The sequence below is a fragment of the Pseudomonas sp. JH-2 genome (genome assembly GCF_036231725.1).
Taxonomy (GTDB): Bacteria; Pseudomonadota; Gammaproteobacteria; order Pseudomonadales; family Pseudomonadaceae; genus Pseudomonas; species Pseudomonas delhiensis.
In genome coordinates this window covers 23,223-42,777 of record NZ_JAZAQP010000020.1, presented here as the reverse complement: position 1 = coordinate 42,777, position 19,555 = coordinate 23,223, and the positions used below count along the sequence as shown (strand labels likewise).

9 protein-coding genes are annotated in these 19,555 nt (G+C 72.8%); 7 read left to right on the top strand and 2 right to left on the bottom strand.

Annotated features, from left to right (window positions below; all coding sequences use genetic code 11):
* Positions 1 to 6: 6 nt before the first annotated feature.
* Both VV867_RS15570 and VV867_RS15565 read right to left on the bottom strand, forming a co-directional pair.
* Positions 7 to 2,229, bottom strand: a complete 2,223-nt coding sequence (locus VV867_RS15570; RefSeq protein WP_275630297.1) for a TonB-dependent siderophore receptor — start codon at positions 2,227 to 2,229, stop codon at positions 7 to 9.
* A gap of 145 nt (positions 2,230 to 2,374) precedes the next feature.
* Positions 2,375 to 3,274, bottom strand: a complete 900-nt coding sequence (locus VV867_RS15565) for a helix-turn-helix domain-containing protein (RefSeq protein WP_109937025.1) — start codon at positions 3,272 to 3,274, stop codon at positions 2,375 to 2,377.
* Positions 3,275 to 3,656: 382 nt separating this feature from the next.
* Here VV867_RS15565 and VV867_RS15560 point away from each other — a divergent pair, with 382 nt between their 5' ends.
* Genes VV867_RS15560 through VV867_RS15530 form a run of 7 tightly spaced genes read left to right on the top strand, consistent with a single transcriptional unit; the run spans position 3,657 to position 19,554 of the window.
* On the top strand, positions 3,657 to 5,300 hold the full coding sequence (locus tag VV867_RS15560) for a (2,3-dihydroxybenzoyl)adenylate synthase (protein ID WP_328566909.1): 1,644 nt from the start codon (positions 3,657 to 3,659) through the stop codon (positions 5,298 to 5,300).
* A complete protein-coding gene (locus VV867_RS15555) occupies positions 5,293 to 7,023 on the top strand; it encodes an ABC transporter ATP-binding protein (protein WP_328566908.1) in 1,731 nt (576 codons plus the stop codon). The genes VV867_RS15560 and VV867_RS15555 overlap by 8 nt, the downstream gene beginning before the upstream one ends.
* Positions 7,020 to 8,780: an ATP-binding cassette domain-containing protein gene (locus tag VV867_RS15550; protein ID WP_275630294.1), complete on the top strand. Its 1,761-nt coding sequence runs from the start codon at positions 7,020 to 7,022 to the stop codon at positions 8,778 to 8,780. Before VV867_RS15555 ends, VV867_RS15550 begins: the two co-directional genes overlap by 4 nt.
* Entirely contained in the window at positions 8,770 to 12,261 is a 3,492-nt protein-coding gene (locus tag VV867_RS15545) for an amino acid adenylation domain-containing protein (RefSeq protein WP_328566907.1), read from the top strand. The genes VV867_RS15550 and VV867_RS15545 overlap by 11 nt, the downstream gene beginning before the upstream one ends.
* On the top strand, positions 12,258 to 17,672 hold the full coding sequence (locus VV867_RS15540; RefSeq protein WP_328566906.1) for a non-ribosomal peptide synthetase: 5,415 nt from the start codon (positions 12,258 to 12,260) through the stop codon (positions 17,670 to 17,672). Before VV867_RS15545 ends, VV867_RS15540 begins: the two co-directional genes overlap by 4 nt.
* Positions 17,669 to 18,784 carry a saccharopine dehydrogenase NADP-binding domain-containing protein gene (locus VV867_RS15535; RefSeq protein ID WP_328566905.1) on the top strand — a complete coding sequence of 372 codons (1,116 nt, stop codon included), beginning with the start codon at positions 17,669 to 17,671 and terminating at the stop codon, positions 18,782 to 18,784. Before VV867_RS15540 ends, VV867_RS15535 begins: the two co-directional genes overlap by 4 nt.
* Positions 18,781 to 19,554: a thioesterase II family protein gene (locus VV867_RS15530; protein WP_328566904.1), complete on the top strand. Its 774-nt coding sequence runs from the start codon at positions 18,781 to 18,783 to the stop codon at positions 19,552 to 19,554. The genes VV867_RS15535 and VV867_RS15530 overlap by 4 nt, the downstream gene beginning before the upstream one ends.
* The last annotated feature ends 1 nt before the right edge of the window (position 19,555 follow it).

Below are 19,555 nucleotides of genomic sequence, written 5' to 3'. Positions count from 1 at the left end.
GGCGGCCTACCAGCGGTAGCTCAGGCTGGCGATCAGGCTGCGGTCCTCGCCGACGGTGCAACTGCTCGTGCTGCAGCCGTTGTAGTAGTGCTTGTCGGTGAGGTTGCTGGCATTGAGCGACAGGCGCAACCCATCGGCCTCGCGGAACAGCCGACCCAGTTCGTAGTGCACCGCGGCGTCGAGCAACGTGTAGGAGGGCACCGTGATGGTATTGGCCGCGTCCGCCTCGGTGCGCCCGAGGTAGCGCACCCCGGCGCCGAAGCCCAGGCCCGCCAGGGGGCCGTCGGGTTGGGTGTAGTCCAGCCACAGCGAGGCCATCTTGCGTGGCGTGTTGGTCGGCCGGTGGCCCTTTTCCACGGGGTTGTTGCTTCTGGTCACCTCGGCGTCGTTGTAGGTGGCGCTGCCGACCAGGTCCAGGCCGCGGGCCAGGCTGGCCTTGCCTTCCAGTTCCAGGCCACGCACCCGCACCTCGCCGGTCTGCACCTGGTTGAGGTTGTTGTCGGGGTCGGTGGTCAGCACGTTCTCCTGGGTCAGTTCGTAGGCCGCCAGGGTGATGAAGCTGTCGTAGCCCTTGGGCTGGTACTTCACGCCCACTTCCGACTGCTTGGCGGTCAGCGGCTTGTAGGCGTTGCCGTAGAAGTCGGTCCCCAGGTAGGGGTTGAACGAGGTGGAGTAGCTGACGTAGGGCGCCAGGCCGTTATCGGCCAGGTAGACCAGGCCGGCGCGGTAGGTGAACTTCTCGTCGCGCTGCTTGCTGCCGCTGTCCGCCAGGCGGTTGTCGGTGCGCGCGCTGGAGCTGTCCTGGCGGCCGCCGAGGCTGAGCACCCAGCGGTCGTCGAAGGTGAACTGCTGCTGGGCGTAGACGCCGACCTGGTCGGCGCGTTGCTGGGTCTGCGCCATGGGCTGGTCGGCGGGGCCGAAACCCTGGCCGTACACCGGGTTGAAGATGTCGATGGACGCAGCCTTGCCGGCGCGCAGGTAGTAGTCCTCGCGGGTGCGCCGGTAGTCCAGGCCCAGCAGCGAGGTCATCTGGGTGTCGCCGATGTTCCAGCGTGCCTGGGCGTTGTTGTCCAGGGCGTAGACGTCGCCGATGATGCGGAAGCGGTAGGCGCTGCGCATCAGGGTGCGCTGGTCGGCGGCCAGGCCCATGCCGCTGGCGGTGTTGGTGAGCAGGTTGACGTGGCTGTAGCGGGCGCTGGAGTGCAGGCTCCAGACGTCGTTCAGGCGGTGGTCCAGCAGGTAGCCGAGGGCGTACTGGGTGCGGTGGTTGTCCAGCCCCGGCTCGTCGAGGAACTGGTTGTGCTTGATCTTGCCGTTGGGGTTGGGCAGCAGGCTGCCGCGTAGCGGCACGAACACCCGCGGGGCGCCGAACTCGTCCTCGGCGTACTCGGCCAGCACGGTCAGGTCGGTGTCCTCGTCGGGGCGCCAGGTGAAGGCCGGGGCGACGAAGGTCTTGCGGTCGACGATGTGGTCGGTCTGGGTGTCGCTGTCGCGGCCCAGCCCGGTGAGGCGGTAGAGGAACTTGCCCTCGTCGTCCAGCGGGCCGCTGAAATCGAACTGGCCCTGGCGCCGGTCGTGGTTGCCGCCGATCACCTCCACCTCATGGAAAGGCTGGTCCAGCGGGCGCTTGCTCACCTGGTTGACCACCCCGCCCGGGGCGTTCTGCCCGTAGAGCACCGAGGCCGGGCCCTTGAGCACCTCGACGCGCTCCAGGCCGTAGGGCTCGACCTTCGGCCAGGCCTGGCTGGTGGTGCCGCGCAGGCCGTCGCGCAGCATGCCGGTGCTGGAAACGTCGAAGCCGCGGATCTTGATCGAGTCGAAGCGCTGCGAGGCGGCGCCGGTGGTGTCCTGCACGCCGGCGGTGTAGCGCAGCGCCTCGGCCACCGACTGCGCCTTCTGTTCGTCCATCTCCTTGCGCGTGACCACCGACAGCGCCTGCGGCACCTCGCGGATCGGCGTATCGGTCTTGGTGCCGCTGAGGCTGCGCCGGGCCACCACGCCGGGCACCGGGCCCACGGGGTTCTCGCCGCTGCCGAGGACGGTGCTGCTGTCCAGCGAGAGCACGTCCTGTTCCGGGCGCTCGTCGCCCTCGGCCAGGGCCTGGCCCGGCAGGCTCGCCAGGCCGACGCCCAGGGCCAGGGCGTGGATCGCCCCGGCCAGGCGCAGGCCGCGGGGGAGGAGGTGGGAGGGTAGGTTTCGGGGGCCGAACTGCCGGGGGCCGGTTGCCATGATTCGCTCCATGCTGAGAGGGGTTCAAAAATGCGAATGCGAACTTATCTCAACAAGCATTCGTGGCGCCGGGGGAAAACATTGGATTGCGCGACCATTTCTTTCGATTGGGAAAAAACGGCGGAACCCCTGCCGCCTGGAGCGCTCAGCGCAGCTCGCGGGGCGATACCCCGAAGCGCTTGCGGAAGGCGATGGAGAAATGCGCCGGGCTGTAGCCGACGCGGTAGGCGGCGCTGGACACGTTGCTCTCGCCGCTGGCCAGCAGGCGATAGGCCTCGCTCAGGCGGACCTCCTGCAGGTAGGCGTAGACGCTGCTGCCGAACAACTGGCGGAAGCCCTCGGTGAGCTTGCGTGCGTTGAGCCCCACCTGGCGCGCCAGTGCGGCCAGCGACGGGGAATGCTGCAGGTCGCGGCACAGCAGTTCGCGGGCGGCCTGCACCCGCTCCAGGTCGGCGGAGTTCAGGCGCATCCCGGCGTTGGCCGGCCCCTGGTCGGCCAGCAGGTCCTCCAGGCCCAGGGCGGTCAGTTCCAGCGCCTTGCCGCCCAGGTAGAAGGCCCGCGACGGCCCGTGCAGCGGGCAGGTGACGATCTGCCGCGCCAGGGCCAGCAGCGAGCGCGAGGCAGGCCGGCAGAACAGCACCGGGCCGCCGTCGTGGCGCTGCCGGAACAGGCGGTCGGGCTCCAGGCCGACACTGCGGATCGCCGGGAAGTCCAGTTGCACCGTGGCATAGCGTACCGGCACGCCGCTGGCGAACAGGTGGTCGCCGCAGAACTCGCCCTGGTTGGCCACCGCGCACAGGGTGGGGCCGCGGATCTCCACCGGGGGCTGGCCCTCGACGCGGCAGTCGAGGCGGCCGCTGAGCACCAGGATCAGCTTCAGGCCCTTCCATAGCGGCTCCTGCATCCAGGCCTGGCTCTGCATCACCACGGTGCCGGCGGACAGGGTGATGTCCGCCGCCCCGCCCGCCAGGGCAGCGCCGCAACCGGGCACGCTGAGGGTGAAGTCGTTGGGCACGCTGCGCAGCGTAGCCTTGCTGCTGGACATCCTTCTCTCCTTGCTTGGCGGATGGAGCCCCAGGCTAGCATGGGAAAATCCTCCCGTTAATGAGAATTATTATTGTTTGTGCCGGTACCAGGCGCCATGCCGCGGCCCATCGGGCGCGAAGGCGCCGCGCCGGCCGGCAGCGGTTCCACGATCCAAAGAAAAAGGCGCGGGATCGAAGGCGACCGTCCTTGCCGCTGTCGGATTAGCGGGATATTGATAATGACTCGCAACAACAGGGAGAGGGAACTCCACTGCGTACCGCCCACGCCCGGGCACTTCAGAGGCGGCAGCCTTGCCGCCGTCCAGACCCCACCGACGTCCTGCACGGCCTTCCCGGCAAGGCCCCAGGCCCGCTCATGCCCGCAAAAAGCGAGGAAGCAAGATGACCATTGGCGACGACCGCACCGATTGCCCCGACTGGCCCGAGGCATTCGCCCGGCGCTACCAGGACGCCGGCTACTGGCGCGAGGAAACCTTCTCCGGCCTGCTGCACCAAGCCGCCCGGCGCTTCGCCGAGCGCGAGGCACTGGTGGAAGGGGAGCGGCGCCTGAGCTACCGCGAGCTGGACGCGCGGGTCGAGCGCCTGGCCGCCGGCCTGCACGGCCTGGGCCTGCGCGCTGGCGACAACGTGCTGCTGCAATTGCCCAACGGCATCGCCTTCGTCGAGGCCTGCTTCGCCCTGTACCGCCTTGGCGCGCGGCCGATCTTCGCTCTGCCGGCGCACCGCGAGTTGGAGCTTTCCAGCTTCTGCCGCTTCGCCGAGGCCCGCGCCTATATCTGCACCGATCGTGCCGGCGACTTCGACTTCCGCGCCCTGGCGCGGCGGCTCCAGGCGGAGCAGAAGCAACTGCGCCACGTGCTGGTGGCCGGTGAGGCGCAGGAGTTCGTCGCCCTGGCCGACCTCTACCAGGCCGAGCCCCTGGCGTTGCCCGGGCCGACGCCGGACGCGGTGGCCTGCTTCCAGCTCTCCGGCGGCTCCACCGGGGTGCCCAAGCTGATTCCGCGGCGGCACCGGGAGTACCTCTACAACCTGCGTGCCAGCGCCGAGCTGTGCGGCCTGGGGCCGGACAGCACCTACCTGGCGGCGCTGCCCATGGCGCACAACTTCCCCATGTGCTGCCCGGGTTTCATGGGCACCCTGTACAGCGGCGGGCGGGTGGTGACCGCGGCGCAGCCGACGCCGGAATGCTGCTTCCCGCTGGTCGAGGCCGAGGGCGTGACCCATACCGCCCTGGTGCCGCCGCTGGCCCTGGTCTGGATGGAGGCGGCCGAGGTCCGCGGGCGCGGCCTGCCCGGCCTGCTGCTGCAGGTGGGCGGTGCGCGGCTGAGCGAGGCGGCGGCGCGGCGCGTCGAGCCGACACTGGGCTGCCGCTTGCAGCAGGTGTTCGGCATGGCCGAGGGGCTGATCTGCTACACCCGCCCGGACGACGACGCCGAGCACCTGCTGCGCACCCAGGGCCGGCCGTTGTCGCCGGCGGACGAAGTGCGGGTGGTGGACGAGCAGGGCAACGACCTGCCGCCCGGGCAGGTGGGCCTGCTGCTGACCCGCGGGCCCTACACCATCCGCGGCTACTACCGGAACCCCGGGCAGGACGCCGAGTGCTTCACGGCCGACGGCTTCTACCGCTCCGGCGACCGGGTGGCGCTGACTGCCGACGGCTACCTGGTGGTGGAAGGGCGCGACAAGGACCTGATCAACCGCGGCGGCGAGAAGATCGCCGCGGAGGAGGTGGAGAACCTGCTGCTGGCGCACCCCGCGGTGCTGGACGCGGCGCTGGTGGCGATGCCCGACGGTTTCCTCGGCGAACGCAGCTGCGCCTTCGTGATCCGCCGTTCGGCGGCGGCCGCCGGTGAACTCAAGGCCTACCTGCGCGGCTGCGGGCTGGCGGCGTTCAAGCTGCCGGACCGCTTCGAGTTCATCGAGGCCTTCCCGCAGACCGGTGTCGGCAAGGTCAGCCGGCGGCACCTGCGCGAGGCCCTCCAGCAACAGTACTTCACCCCGCGGGAGGCGTGCGCGCGTGGCTGAGGCGGGCTTCCCTCTGGCGGTACTGCTGCGCCCGGTGCGCGGCCGCCTGCTGCTGGCGGTGACGTTGCAGGCGTTGTCGGCTCTGGCCGGCATCCTGCCTTTCGTCGCCCTGGCCGAACTGGCGCCGGCGCTGCTGGCCGGCAGCCTCGACGACGCCCGGGCGCCGCTCCTGGCCCTGGCCGGCGCCGCCGCGCTGCTGCTGCGCCTGCTGGGCCTGAGTTGCGCACTGCACATGACCCACCTGGCCGACAGCGACCTGCAGCTGCACCTGCGCCGCCGCCTGGCCGTCCACCTCGGGCGCCTGCCCCTGGGCTGGTATGCCGGGCGCAACCTGGCGCGGCTGAACCGGGTGCTGGTGGACGACGTCGGCGCCCTGCATCACCTGGTGGCGCACCTGCCCAACAACCTCGCCGCGGCGCTGGTGGCGCCGGCTGCCTGCCTGGCCTACCTGGTGCTGAAGGACTGGCGCATGACCCTGGTGGTGTTGCTGCCGCCGCTGCTGGCGCTGTGGCGCCTCGCCGCGCTGCGCTCGGCTGTCTACCGCGCCGACCGCCAGGCCCTGGGGGCCGCCATCGGCGGCCTGTCCCAGGCGACCCTGGGGTTCGTCCAGGGCATCGTAATGGTCAAGTCCTTCGGCCGTTCCGGGCAGGTGCAGGGCGCCTTCTTCGTCGCTGTGGAGGACTTCGCCCGCTTCTTCGCCGCCTGGGTCGGGCGCTGGGCCGGGCTGGGCGCTAGCGTCGAGGTGCTGCTCTCGCCGCTGCTGATGATCGCCCTGGTGCTGCTGGCCGGCAGCGGCCTGGTGCTCGCAGGTGAGCTGCAGCCGGTGCAACTGCTGCCCTTCGCCTTGCTCGGCCCGGCCCTGGCTGCGCCCGTAGCGGCGCTGGGGCACGGCGGCGACGCCATCGTCCAGGGCCGCGAGGCCGCGCGGCGCATCGGCGAGCTGCTGGCCACCGCGCCGCTGCCGCAGCCGGCGTCGCCGCGCCAGCCGCAGGGTGCCGAAGTGCGCTTCGAAGCGGTGAGCCTCAGGCACGCCGATGGTGGCCTGGCCCTGGACGGCATCGACCTGGTGCTGGCGCCGGGCACCCTGACCGCCCTGGTGGGCGAATCCGGCGCCGGTAAGTCGACCCTGGCGAGCCTGTTGCCGCGCTTCGCCGACGTCAGCAGCGGCGCCATCCGCATCGGCGGCGTGGACCTGCGCGAGATGGACAACGCCACCCTGTACCGGCAGGTCGCCTTCGTCTTCCAGGAGGTCCGCCTGCTGCGCGCCAGCGTGCTGGACAACCTGCGCCTGGCGAGGCCCGAGGCCACGCTCGACGAAGTCAGGGCCGCGGCGCGGGCCGCGCAGATCGACACGCGTATCGAGCAGTTGCCCCAGGGCTACGCCACCGTGCTGGACGGCACCCAGGCGCTGTCCGGCGGCGAGCGGCAGCGCCTGGCCATCGCCCGCGCGCTGCTGGCCGATGCCCCCGTCCTGGTACTGGACGAGGCCACCGCGGCGGCCGACCCGCAATCCGAGGCGGCGATCCAGCAGGCCCTGTCGGTGCTCGCCGCCGGGCGTACGGTACTGGTGATCGCGCACCGACTGGCCAGCCTGCGCGATGCCGATCGGATCGTCGTGCTCGACGGCGGCCGGGTGCTGGAAGTGGGGCGCCACGAAGCGCTGTTGCAGCAGGGCGGCGCCTACGCCCGGCTGTGGGCGGCGGAGCAGGGGGGCGGCGCATGATCGTCGAACTGCTGCGTTGCCTGGAGCCGGCCCAGGCCCGCCGCCTGCGCCTGGCGGTGCTGGCCATGGCCGCCGCGGCCAGCGCCCAGGGGGTTGCCCTGGGCCTGCTGCCGCTGGCCTTCGCCGAACTGTTCGGCGGCGCACCGGCATGGCACTGGCCGCTGGCCTTCGCCGTGCTGGCCATGGCTTGCCTGTGGCTGCGCCGCCATGCCCAGCTGCTTGGCTATCGCGCTGGCGCGCAAGCCGCCCGCGGGCTGAACCGGCGTCTTGGCCAGCACCTGGCGCGGATACCCCTGGAGTGGTTCGTCGAGCGCCGCGGCGCCGAGCTCAACCGCCTGGTGACCTACAACGTGCTGCAGGTGATGAGCGTGCCGGCGCACCTGTTGCAGCCGCTGCTCAATGCGCTGCTGACACCGCTCGCGCTGCTGGCCGTGCTGGCTTTGCAGATGCCGCAACTGGCCCTGGCGGGGCTGGCGGCGGCACTGCCGCTGTGGCTGTTCTACCGCTGGGGCGTGCGCTGGGGCGGCGAGGCCGAGGAGGGCAGCGAGCGGGCGAGCACCGAGGCCGCGGCGCGGGTCCTGGAGTTCGTCCGCCAGCAGGCGCTGCTGCGGGTCAGCGGGCGTACCGAGGCCGGCTTCGAACTGCTCGAAAGGGCCCTCGACGAACAGCGCCGCGCCCAGCGCCGAGCCCACTGGCGCACCTTCCCGGCGGCGCTGGGCCTGGCCGGCGCGCTGCAGGCGCTGTACACGCTGTTGCTGCTGGGCGGGCTGCATGCGGTGCTCGGCGGGCACCTGGCGGCCACGGAGTTCCTCGCCCTGGGGCTGCTGGCGACCTGCCTGGTGGAACCCATGGGCACCCTGGTCAACCTGGGCGCCACCTTGCGCCAGACCCGCCATGGCCTGCGCCAGCTACGCCAGGTACTGCAGGTGGCGCCGCTGCCCGAGCCCGCCCGGCCGCGGCTTCCGGCCGACCACCGCCTGCAGGCGCGCGGCCTGGGCCTGGTGCGCCAGGGTCGCCGGGTGCTCTGCGGCATCGAGTTCGACCTGGCGCCCGGCTCGCTCAACCTGCTGGTGGGCGCCTCGGGGGCCGGCAAGTCGAGCCTGCTGCGTCTGCTGGCGCGCTGTGCCGACCCGGACGAAGGCCAGGTGCTGCTGGGGGGCGTCGACCTGCGCGAGATCGCTGCCGCCGAGCGCGACCGCAGCCTGGCGTTGCTGCCCCAGGACTGCGCCCCGTTGCCCGGCAGCCTGCTGGACAACCTGCGCCTGGGCGACCCCGCGGCCAGCGACGCGACGCTGCTGTCGATGGCCCGCGCCTGCGGCCTGGAAAGCCTCGCCAGGCGCCTGGCCGAAGGCTGGCGCAGCCCCCTGGGCGAGGCCGGGAACGGCCTGTCCGGTGGCGAACGGCAACGCCTGGCCCTGGCCCGCCTGCTGCTCAAGGGCGCCCCCGTGCTGCTGCTGGACGAACCCACCGCAGCCCTGGACCCGGCCAGCGAGGCGCGCATCAACCGCCTGCTGCTCGGCCTCGCCGGCCGCCACACGCTGCTGCTGGCCACCCACCGGCCGAGCCTGGCCGAACAGGCCGCACAGATCCTCGTGCTCGACCAGGGCCGCCTGGTGCAGCGCGGCACCCACCGTCAGCTTCTGGCCCAGCCGGGCCGCTACCGGGAACTGTTCCACGAGCGCGAGGCGGTCAACCGCTGGCGTCTGCGTGGCCCCATCCACCCCGCTTCCGCAAGGACTGCCCAGCATGAACGATAACCCAGCACTGGCATGCGCTCATTCACCCCGGGCGCACCCCGGCGACGACCTCGCCGGCACCGATCCACACAGCCTGCGCGACTGGCTCGCGCCGGCCCTGGGCTGCGACGCCGCGGCCATCGACGCGCAACTGTCGCTGATCGACCAGGGCCTGGATTCCATCAACCTCATGCGCCTGCCCACGCTACTGGCCCGCCATGGCGTGCGGGTCGGCTTCGCCGAGCTGATGGAGCGACCGACCCTGCAGGCCTGGCTGCGCCTGTTCGCCGAGCGCGCCGGCGTGGTGGCCGCGGCGGAGCCGGCCACGCCCGCGGTCGGCGATGGCTTCGAACTGACGCCCCTGCAGCAGGCCTACTGGCTGGGCCGCGACGAGCAGCGCAGCCTCGGCGGGGTGGCCTGTCAGCTGTACCAGGAACTGGACGGCGGCGAACTCGACCCGCCGCGCCTGGAAAGCGCCGTGCGCGCGCTCTGCCAGCGGCACGCCATGCTGCGCGCGCAGTTCCTGGCCGACGGCCGCCAGCGCATCCGCAGCGAGCCGGCCTGGGCCGGCCTGCGCGTGCACGACCTGCGCCGCCTTGCCGGGGCCGAACGCGAGGCGCGCCTGGCGCAACTGCGCGAGGCACTGTCGCAGCGCTGCCTGGACGTCGCCGCCGGGCAGGTCTTCGACCTGCAACTGAGCCTGCTGCCCGATGGCCGCAGCCGGCTGCATCTGAACCTGGACCTGCTGGTAGCCGACGTGCTCAGCTTCGCCATCCTGCTGCGCGACCTGGCAGCCTTCTATCGTGGCGAGGGCGGAACGCTGCCGGCGTTGGGCATGGATTTCCCGACCTACCTGGCCGCCCAGCGCGAATTGCGCCTGCCGCAACTGGCGAGCGCCCGCGACTACTGGCGCACCCGCCTGGACAGCCTGCCCGGCCCGCCGCAGCTCCCCCTGGCCGAGGCCCCGGAGCGTCTCGGCCGGCCGCGTTTCCGCCGCCTCCAGCTGCTGCTCGAGAGGCCGCGCCTGGCGCGCCTGGAAGCCCGCGCCCGGGCACATGGCCTGACACTCGCCAGCGTGCTGGCCTGCGCCTACGCCCAGGTCCTGGCGCGCTGGAGCGCCAGCCAGCGCTTCGTCCTCAACCTGCCGTTGTTCGATCGCCAGCCGCTGGACAGCGGCGTGGCGCACATGGTCGCGGACTTCTCCAACCTGGTGCTGCTGGAGGTGGACCTTTCCCGCGCGGGCAGCTTCGCCGAGCAGGCCGCCGCCCTACAGGCGCAACTGCACCGGGACCTGGGCCACGCGGCCTGGTCGGGCATGGAGGTGCTGCGCGAGCTGGCCCAGCGCCAGGACGGCGAAGGCCTGGGCGCCCCCGTGGTGTTCGCCTGCAACCTCGGCGAGCCGCTGGTGGACGCGCGTTGCCGCGAAACCCTCGGCCGTCCCGGCTGGGCGCTGTCGCAGACGCCCCAGGTCTGGCTCGACCACCAGACCTACCCGCTGGAGGAGGGCCTGCTGCTGAACTGGGACGCGGTCGACGGGCTGTTTCCCGACGGCCTGCTGGAAGCCATGTTCGCCGCCTATGAGCGCCTGATAGAGGGCTTGCCCGAGCAGGACTGGGGCCAACCCGTATCGCTGGAACTGCCTGCGGCGCAAGCGCAGGTGCGCTACCAGGTCAACGACACCCGCGCGGACCTGGAGCCCGGCGTGCTGCACCAGGGCTTCTTCGCCCAGGCGCGGAACAACCCCCATGACTTGGCCCTGGTGGCCCACGACGAGCAGGAACGCCAGTACAGCTACGCCGAACTGGCCGAAGCTGCCCTGCGCCTGGCCGCAGCGCTGCGCGAATGGGGCGTGGCGGCCGGCGACGGCGTGGCCATCACGCTGCCCAAGGGGGCGGGCCAGGTGATCGCCGTGCTGGGCGTGCTTGCCGCCGGTGCGTGCTACGTCCCGGTGGGGATCGAGCAGCCGCCGGCGCGGCGCGCGGCCATCCTGCGCCAGGCCGGGGCGCGCCTGGTGCTGACCGACGCCGAGCGGGCCGGGCAGGGCACCTGGCCGGCCGCCACGGTGGTGCGCGAGCTGGCCGACAGCCAGGTCTTCGAACCCCTGGCCAAGCCCTTGCCGCTGGAGCCGTCGGCCACCGCCTACGTGATCTTCACTTCCGGCAGCAGCGGCGAGCCCAAGGGCGTCGAGGTCGCCCACGGCGCCGCGCTGAACACCCTGGATGCCCTGCGCCGGCGCTACCGGCTGACGGCCGGCGACCGCCTGCTCGGCGTCTCGGCCCTGGACTTCGACCTCTCGGTGTTCGACCTCTTCGCCGTGCTCGGCGTCGGCGGCACCCTGGTGCTTCCGGACGAGGCCCTGCGCAAGGAGCCCACGCACTGGCTGCAACTGCTGCGCCGGCACGGCGTCACCCTGTGGAACTCGGTGCCGGCATTGCTCGACATGCTGCTGCTGCGCAACCGTGGCGGCCTCGGGCTGGGCGGCCTGCGCCTGGCCCTGGTCTCCGGCGACTGGATCGGCCTGGACCTGCCGCCGCGCCTGCGCCAGGTCGCCCCCGGCTGCCGCTTCGTGGCCCTGGGCGGGGCTACCGAGGCGGCGGTCTGGTCGAATTTCCAGGAAGTCGGGGAGGTGCAGCCGCAGTGGCGTTCGATCCCTTATGGGCGGCCACTGGACAACCAGCGCTACCGGGTGGTCGACGGCCTCGGCCGGGATTGCCCGGACTGGGTCGCCGGCGAGCTGTGGATCGGCGGCGCCGGCGTCGCCCTGGGCTATCGCGGGCAACCGGCGCTGACCCTCCAGCGCTTCGTCGAGCACGACGGTGAACGCTGGTACCGCACCGGCGACCTGGGCCGCTACTGGCCCGACGGCACCCTGGAGTTCCTCGGCCGCGTCGACCAGCAGGTGAAGCTGCGCGGCCACCGCGTCGAACTCGCCGAGGTCGAGGCCGCCCTCGAGCGCCATCCGGCGCTGGCGCGTGCCGTGGCCCTGGTGTTGCCCGGCGCACGGGCCAGCCTGGTCGCAGCGGTGGTGCCCGCTGGCGGCCGCGAGACGCCGCAGCAAGCGCAGCTGCGTGACTGGGCCGGCGACTGGTTGCCTGCGCACATGCTGCCCGAGCGCATCCTCGCGCTGCCGCGGCTGCCCCTGAGCGGCAACGGCAAGGTGGACCGCAAGGCCCTGGCCTGGCTGCTGCAGGAGCAGTTGCAGGGCAGCGCCCCGGCGGCGGAAGAGGAGCCGCTCGGCGAACTGGAGGCCGAGGTCGCCCGCCACTGGCGCGCGCTCCTGGAGGTGCCGTGGGTCGGCCGCCACCAGGGCTTCTTCGCCCTCGGCGGCAACAGCCTGCTGGCCACCCGGCTGATCGAGCGCCTGGCCAGCGGATTCGGCGTGGAACTGACGCTCAAGGACTTCTTCGGCGCCGCCAGCGTCGCCACCCAGGCCGCCCTGGTGGCGGCCCGGCAGGCGCAGCGGCAGGCGTCCGCCAACCCGTTGCAGGAGGGGGCACTATGAACATCCATGAACTGCGCAATGAACTGGACGAGCTGGGCGTCGAGCTGTGGGAAGAGAACGGCCTGCTGCGCTACCGGGCGCCGGCCGGGGCCCTGGACGAGGCTCTGCTGCAACGCCTGCGCGAGGCCCGCGACGAACTGCTGGGCAAGTTGGCGACGGAGCGCGAGCAGGCCCTGCAGGGCGACCCGGCGGAGCAGGGGGAGCCCTTCCCGCTGACCGACGTGCAGGCCGCCTATCTGCTCGGCCGCAGCACCGCCTTCGCCCATGGCGGGGTCGCCTGCCACGGCTACCTGGAGTTCTCCTTCCCCGGCCTGGAGGTGGCGCGCCTGGAGCGGGCCTGGAACCAGCTGATCGAGCGCCATCCCATGCTCCGCGCGGTGGTCAGCACCGAGGGCCACCAGCGCATCCTGGCCGAGGTGCCGTACTACCGGCTGCAGGAGCACCTGCGGGATGCCGAGGGCCAGCGGTTGGCCGAGCTGCGCGAGCGCATGGAGCTGCGCCGCGCCGGCCCCGAGTGCTGGCCGCTGGTGGAACTGTGCGTCAGCCGCGGCGCCGACGGCGACCGCCTGCACCTGTCGGTGGACCTGCTGGTGTGCGACTACCAGAGCGTGCGCATGCTGCTCGGCGAGCTGCACCGGCTGTACCACGGCCAGCCCCTGGCGGAGCCGCCGCGGATCAGCTTCCGCGACTACGTGCTGGCCGAGCGTCGGCTGCGCGAGGGGCCGCGCTACGGTCGCGACCGCGGCTACTGGCTGGCCCGCATCGACGGCCTGCCCGGCGCGCCCGAGCTGCCACTGGCCGACGCGCAGCCGGGGGCGCGCTTCCGCCGCCTGGCTTTGCAGGTGGACGAGCGCGATTACCGGGCCCTCGGCCTCAACGCCGCCGGCGCCGGCATCGGCGTCTCCGCCGCGGTGCTCGCCGCCTATGCGGAAACCCTGGGGCGCTGGAGCCGGCGCGGCGACTTCTGCCTGAGCCTGACGCTGCTCAACCGCCTGGCGCTGCACCCGCAGGTGGAACGCCTGGTGGGGGACTTCAGCTCGGTGGAGGTGCTGCAGGTGGACACCCGCCAGGGCGGCAGCTTCGCCGAGCGCGCCGCGCAACTGCAGGCGCGCCTGTGGGAGGACATGGACCACCGGCTGTTCTCCGGCATCGAGGTACTGCGCGAACTGGCGCGTCGCCGGGGCCGCGATGCCGCGCTGCTGCCCTACGCCTTCACCAGCACCCTGGGCGCCGGCGGCGAGGCCGGCCGAGGCCCCTTCATGCCCGGCGCCGAGCTGGTCCATGGCATCAGCCAGACGCCCCAGGTGCTGATCGACTGCCAGGTCTCCGAGCGCGACGGCGGCCTCTGGGTGAACTGGGACTACCGCGAAGGCGCCTTTGCCGAACCCGTGCTGCGCGCCATGTTCGATGCCTTCTGCGCCCTGTTGCTGCGCCTGGCGCGCGAACCCTCGGCCTGGGCGCTGGACGACTGCCTGGAGCTGCCCGCCACCCAGCGCCTGGCCCGCGAGCTGGCCAACCAGACCGATGCGCCGCTGCCCGAGGGCCTGTTGCACGAGCCGGTGTTCGCCCGGGCGCGCCTGGCGCCCCGACACCCGGCGCTGGTGCAGGGCGATCGGCGGCTGGACTTCGCCGAGCTGGTCGCGCGCGCCGAGGCGGTGGCCGCCGCCTTGCTCGACGCCGGCTGCCAGCCCGGCGAGCGGGTCGCGGTGTGCATGGACAAGGGCATCGAGCAGGTGGTCGCCGTGCTCGGCATCCTGCGCGCCGGCGCCGCCTACCTGCCGCTGGACACCAGCCAGCCCGAAGCGCGCCGCGAGCTGATCCTGGAGAACGCCGGGGTGTGGCGGGTGGCCACCCACTCGGCGCTGGAAGGGCACCTGGCCTGGCCGGCGCGGATCGTCCAGACGCTCGCCGTGGACCGCCTGCAGCCGTATGCCGGTGCGCCATTGCCGGCCGCTGCGGCGGGGCCGGACGAACTGGCGTACGTGATCTACACCTCCGGCTCCACCGGCACGCCCAAGGGGGTGATGATCAGCCACCGGGCGGCGCTGAACACCCTGGCGGACATCAACGAGCGCTTCCAGGTCGATGCCGACGACCGCATCCTCGGCCTGGCCAGCCTGGGCTTCGACCTGTCGGTCTACGACATCTTCGGCGCGCTGGCCGCCGGCGCCACGCTGGTGCTGCCGGATGCCCGGCGGCGCAACGACCCCTCCCACTGGGCGGCCTGCGCCCGCGAGCAGGGCGTGACCCTGTGGAACTCGGTGCCGGCGCAACTGCAGATGCTCCTGCACTACCTGCGCTCGGAACCCGGGGCGGCCCCGCAGCGCTTGCGCCTGGCGCTGCTCTCCGGCGACTGGATTCCGCTCAACCTGGCGGCGGAGAGCGCCGCGTCGCTGCCGCGCCTGCGCCTGGTGGGCCTGGGCGGCGCCACCGAGGCGGCGATCTGGTCGATCATCCAGCCACTGGACGAGGTGCCGCCGCACTGGCGCAGCGTTCCCTACGGCCGGCCGCTGGCCAACCAGCGCTTCCATGTGCTCGACGAGCGCCTGCGCGACCGCCCGGACGGCGTGGCCGGCGAACTCTACATCGCCGGCGACGGCCTGGCCCTGGGCTACCTGGGCGATGCGCAGAAGACCGCGGAGCGCTTCATCCGCCACCCCGTCAGCGGCGAGCGGCTATACCGCACCGGCGACCTGGGGCGCTACCTGGCGGACGGCAGCATCGAGTTCCTCGGTCGCGAGGACTTCCAGGTGAAGGTGCGCGGCCACCGCATCGAACTGGCCGAGGTGGAGAGCGCACTGCTCGAGCACCCGGGCGTGCAATCCGCGGTGGTCGTGGCCCAGGGCGAGGATGCCCTGGAGCGGCGCCTGGTGGCCTTCCTCCGTGCGGAGCCCGCGGCGCCCGCGCCCTGGCCCGAGGGCCTGGCCGAGCAGGCGCGGGCGGCGGGGCAGGGCGTCAGCGGCGGCCTGGACCCGTGCGAGATCCGCGAGATGTCGGAGCAGGTCGAACGCGCCGCGCTGCTGGCCATGGCCGCCGCGCTGAAACGGCCGGGGCTGTTCGACGAGAGCGTACGGGGGCATTCGCTGGACGACATCTACCGGGCCTGTGAAGTGGCGCCGCGCAACCAGCGGCTGATCCGGCGTTGGTTGCGAGCCCTGGTGGAGGAGGGGTTGCTGGCCTTCGACGAGGCGCGTGGCGGCTACCACGGGCTGCAGGCGCCGGACGCCGGGTTGCGCCAGGCCTGGGCGCGCATCGGCGAACTGGAGCCCCGGGTGGGCTGGGGCGCCGAGGTGCTGCGCTACCTGCGCGAGAGCCAGGAGCGCTTGCCCGAGCTGATGAGCGACCGTCTCGACCCGCTGCACCTGCTGTTCCCCGAAGGGCGCACCGAGGTGGCCGACGGCGCCTACCGGCGCAATCTCATCAGCCAGTACCTGAACCGAGCGGTGTGCGCCGCGCTGCGCCGCATCGCCGCCGACTTCGACGCCGAACGGCCGCTGCGCCTTCTGGAGATAGGCGCCGGCGTCGGCGGCACCAGCTGCGACCTGATCCCGGCGCTGGCGGGGCTGCCGGTGGACTACCAGTTCACCGACCTCTCGCAGTATTTCCTCAACGAGGCCCGCGAACGCTTCGCCGACTACCCCTGGGTGCGCTACGGCCTGTTCGACCTCAACCAGGAGCCCTGGCGCCAGGGCGTCGCCGACAACTCGCTGGACGTGATCCTCTGCGCCAACGTGCTGCACAACGCCCGCGATGCCGGCCGGGTGCTGGCGCGCCTGCGGCGGATGCTGGCGCCCGGTGGCTGGCTGGTGTTCATCGAGGCCACCCGCGACACCTACCAGATCATGGCGTCCATGGAGTTCAAGGAAGGCCTCACCGAATTCGAGGACCTGCGCCGCGAGCTGGACACCACCTTCCTGCGCCGCGAGCAATGGCAGGCCCTGCTGGCCGAGGCCGGGGCCGAAGCGCCGCTATGCCTGCCGGAGGCCGGGGAGGCCATGTCCTGCATCGGCCAGCACCTGTTCATCGCCCGCTTCAAGGCCGACCGCCAGAGCCTGGAGCCAGCCGCCCTGCGCACCCACCTGGCGAGGCGCCTGCCGGAGTACATGCTGCCGGCGGAAATGCTGGTGCTCGACGAGCTGCCCCTGACCGCCAACGGCAAGGTCGACCGGCAGGCCCTGGCCACGCTGCGCGCCCAGGGCGCCGAACGCTCGACCGCCACCGGCGAGCCGCCGCGGGACGAACTGGAGCGGGCCATCGCCGAGGTCTGGCGGGAAACCCTGCGGGTGCCGGCGGTGGGGCGCGAGCAGGGCTTCTTCGAACTGGGCGGCGACTCGCTGCTGGTGGCCCAGGTGGTCGGCCGCCTGCGCGAGCGCCTGCCGCAGCTGCGCAGCGTGCAGTGGGACCAGTTGCTGCGCCAATTGATCAACCAGCCGACGGTGGCGGCGCTGGCCGACTTCGTCCGCGCCAGCGATGCGGCGCGGCCGGGTTCGCCCCTGGTGTCGATCCGCGAACAGGGGGAAGGCCACAAGCGCATCTTCGTCCACGATGGCAGCGGCACCCTGGCGCCCTACCGTGCGCTGTTCGCTGCCCTGGAAGGCGGCGCCGACGGCCTGGTGCTGGCCGACGTGGCCGCCTACCTGGCGCTGGCGCCGGAGCAGGCCATCCGCCGCCTGGCCGAAAGCTACGCCGCCACCCTGGAAGCCGCCGGATACCGTAGCCTGAGCATTGTCGGCTATTGCCTGGGCGGCCTGCTGGCCAGCGAGCTGGCGGCCTGCCTGAAGGCGCGGGGCGTGGCGGTCGAGGCGCTGACGGTGATCAGCAGTTACCGCGTGCCTTTCCTGATCGAAGACGACCTGTTGGCCGAATACGTGTTCGCCCGGGTCATGCAGGCCGACCCCCGCGAGCTGGGCTACCCGATGGACGAGGTCGGCCTGGAGCAGGCCATCGCCGAGGCCCTGCAGCGCACCCCGGGGCGGGTGACGCGGGGCGTATGGCAGGAACTGGAGGAGCGCCCGCAGACCCGCGACGCCCTGGCGGCTATGCGCCGGCTGGCCGCGCGCTCGCCCGGGCAGCGCCTGCAGGCCATCGCCCAGGCCATGCGCCATGCCGGCTCGCAATTCAGCGACCTGGACTGGCTCGGCGAGCAACTGCGCGTGTTGCGCCACAGCCTGGCGGCGGTGGCGCTGCACCAGGCCACGCCCTACGACGGCGACATGCTGTTCGTCCGCCAGACCGGCGAAGTGCAGGTGCTGCCGGGCATGCACCGCGACATGAGCGCCTACTGGCGCGGGCTGTGCCTGGGCCGCCTGCAGGTGGTCGACGTGCCCGGCGACCACTTCAGCTGCATGCAGGCGCCCCACGTCCAGGCGGTGGCGCGGGCCTGCGGCCAACGGCAGGAGGCACTGGCATGAATGGCGACCCCATAGGCCTGCTGGGCGCCAGCGGCAGCGTCGGCCGTGAAGTCGTCCGCCTGCTGCGGTCGCGGCACCCGTTGCGCATCGGCGGGCGCGACCTGCGGGTGTTGCAGCGCCTGGCCGCCGAACAGGGCGATGTGCAGGCGCATGCCCTGAACCTGAACGACGAGGGCGCGCTGCGTGGCTTCGTCGACGGCTGCCGCCTGGTGCTCAACTGCGCGGGCCCGAGTTACCGGGTGCTCGACCGGGTGGCGCAGGTGGCCCTGGCGGCAGGCGCCGACTACCTGGACGTCGGGGGTGACGACCCGCTCTGGCAGCGCCTCGCTGGCCGGGTTCCCGAAGGCCGCCGGGCGCTGCTCTCGGCCGGCATGCTGCCGGGGCTGTCCGGGTTGCTGCCGCGCTACCTGGCCGCCGGCCTGCAGCGGATCGACGAGATGCGCTGCTATGCCGGTGGCCTGGGGGTGTTTTCCGCCAGCGCTGCCGAAGACTTCCTGCTCAGCCTCGACCCCGCCCATGGCTTCGGCCGGGCCCGGCAGGCCTGGCGCGATGGCCGCGCGATCGCCTGGAACGGCGCGCCCGCCGAGGCGCTGCGGCGACCCTGGCTCGGCAACCGGGAGTTGCTGGCCATGCCCTACCTGGGCGCGGAGGGCCGGCGGCTGTTCGCCGCGCTGGGCGTGGCCAGCGGCTGCGCCTTCAACCTGTTCGAGGACGGCCAGCTGCTGGCCTGCCTGCGGCGTATCCAGGGCCGCGGCGGGCCGGGGGAGGACAGGGCCGGAGCGATCGCCGGGCTGGTCGCCGCCAGCCGCCTGGATGCCGCCGGACGCACGCCCTACCAGGTGCTGGCCGTGGAGCTGCGAGGGCGCAGTGGCGAGGGTGACGTGCAGCGCAGCGCCTGGTTGCGCGGTGGTGACGGCTCGCGCCTGACGGCCGCGACGGCGGCCTTTGCCGTGGAGTGCCTGGAGCGCTTGCCGACGGGGCTGCACTTCGCCGCCGAGGTGCTGCCGCCGGGCGAGTGCCTGGAACGGCTGCGGGCCTGGCTGCCCGAACTGCGGCTGGGCCAGGGCGAGGCCGCCGCGGGGGCCTGCCCGGTGGAGGAGGGCGCGCTATGAGACAGGTAACGGAAAGTCCCTGGCTGCGCCGTTTCCCCGGGCTGCCGAACCCCGGCTTCCGCCTGCTGTGCCTGCCCCATGCCGGCGGCGGCGCGAGCTTCTTCCGCGATTGGCGCAGGCACCTGGAGCCGGATGTGGAGCTGCTGGCCGCCCGGTACCCGGGGCGCGAGGAACGCCACGGCGAGGCGATGGCAACCAGCCTGGAGGCCATGGCCGCATGCATAGCCGATGCCTGCGCCGGCCTCGACGAGCGCCCGCTGGCCCTGTTCGGCCACAGCATGGGCGCGGCCCTGGCGTACGAGGTCGCCCTGGCCCTGCAGGCGCGCGGCCGGGCGCCCCTGCACCTGTTCGTCTCCGCCCACCCGCCGCCCCATCGCCAGCGCGGCGGCAGCCTGCACCTGCAGACGGACGCGGCGTTGCTGGCGGACGTGTGCCGACAGTCCGATGGCGCGCCCTCGGCGCTGGACGATCCGGCCGTGCGCGAGCTGTTCCTGCCGGCGCTGCGGGCCGACTACCGGCTGATCGAGCGCTACCGGCGCGAGCGTGTCGAGCCACTGGACTGCCCGGTCTCGCTGTTGCTGGGCGAGGACGACGGGGAAGTGAACGACGACGAGGCCCTGGCCTGGGCCGCCGCCAGCCGTTGCGGGCTGGACGTGCGGCGTTTCGCCGGTGGCCATTCCTACCTGCGCGCGCAGCGCCGCGCCGTGCTCGAACACATAGGCGGCTGGCTTGCCAGCTACCGCGAGCCGGCCTGGCAACTGTGGCCCTGAA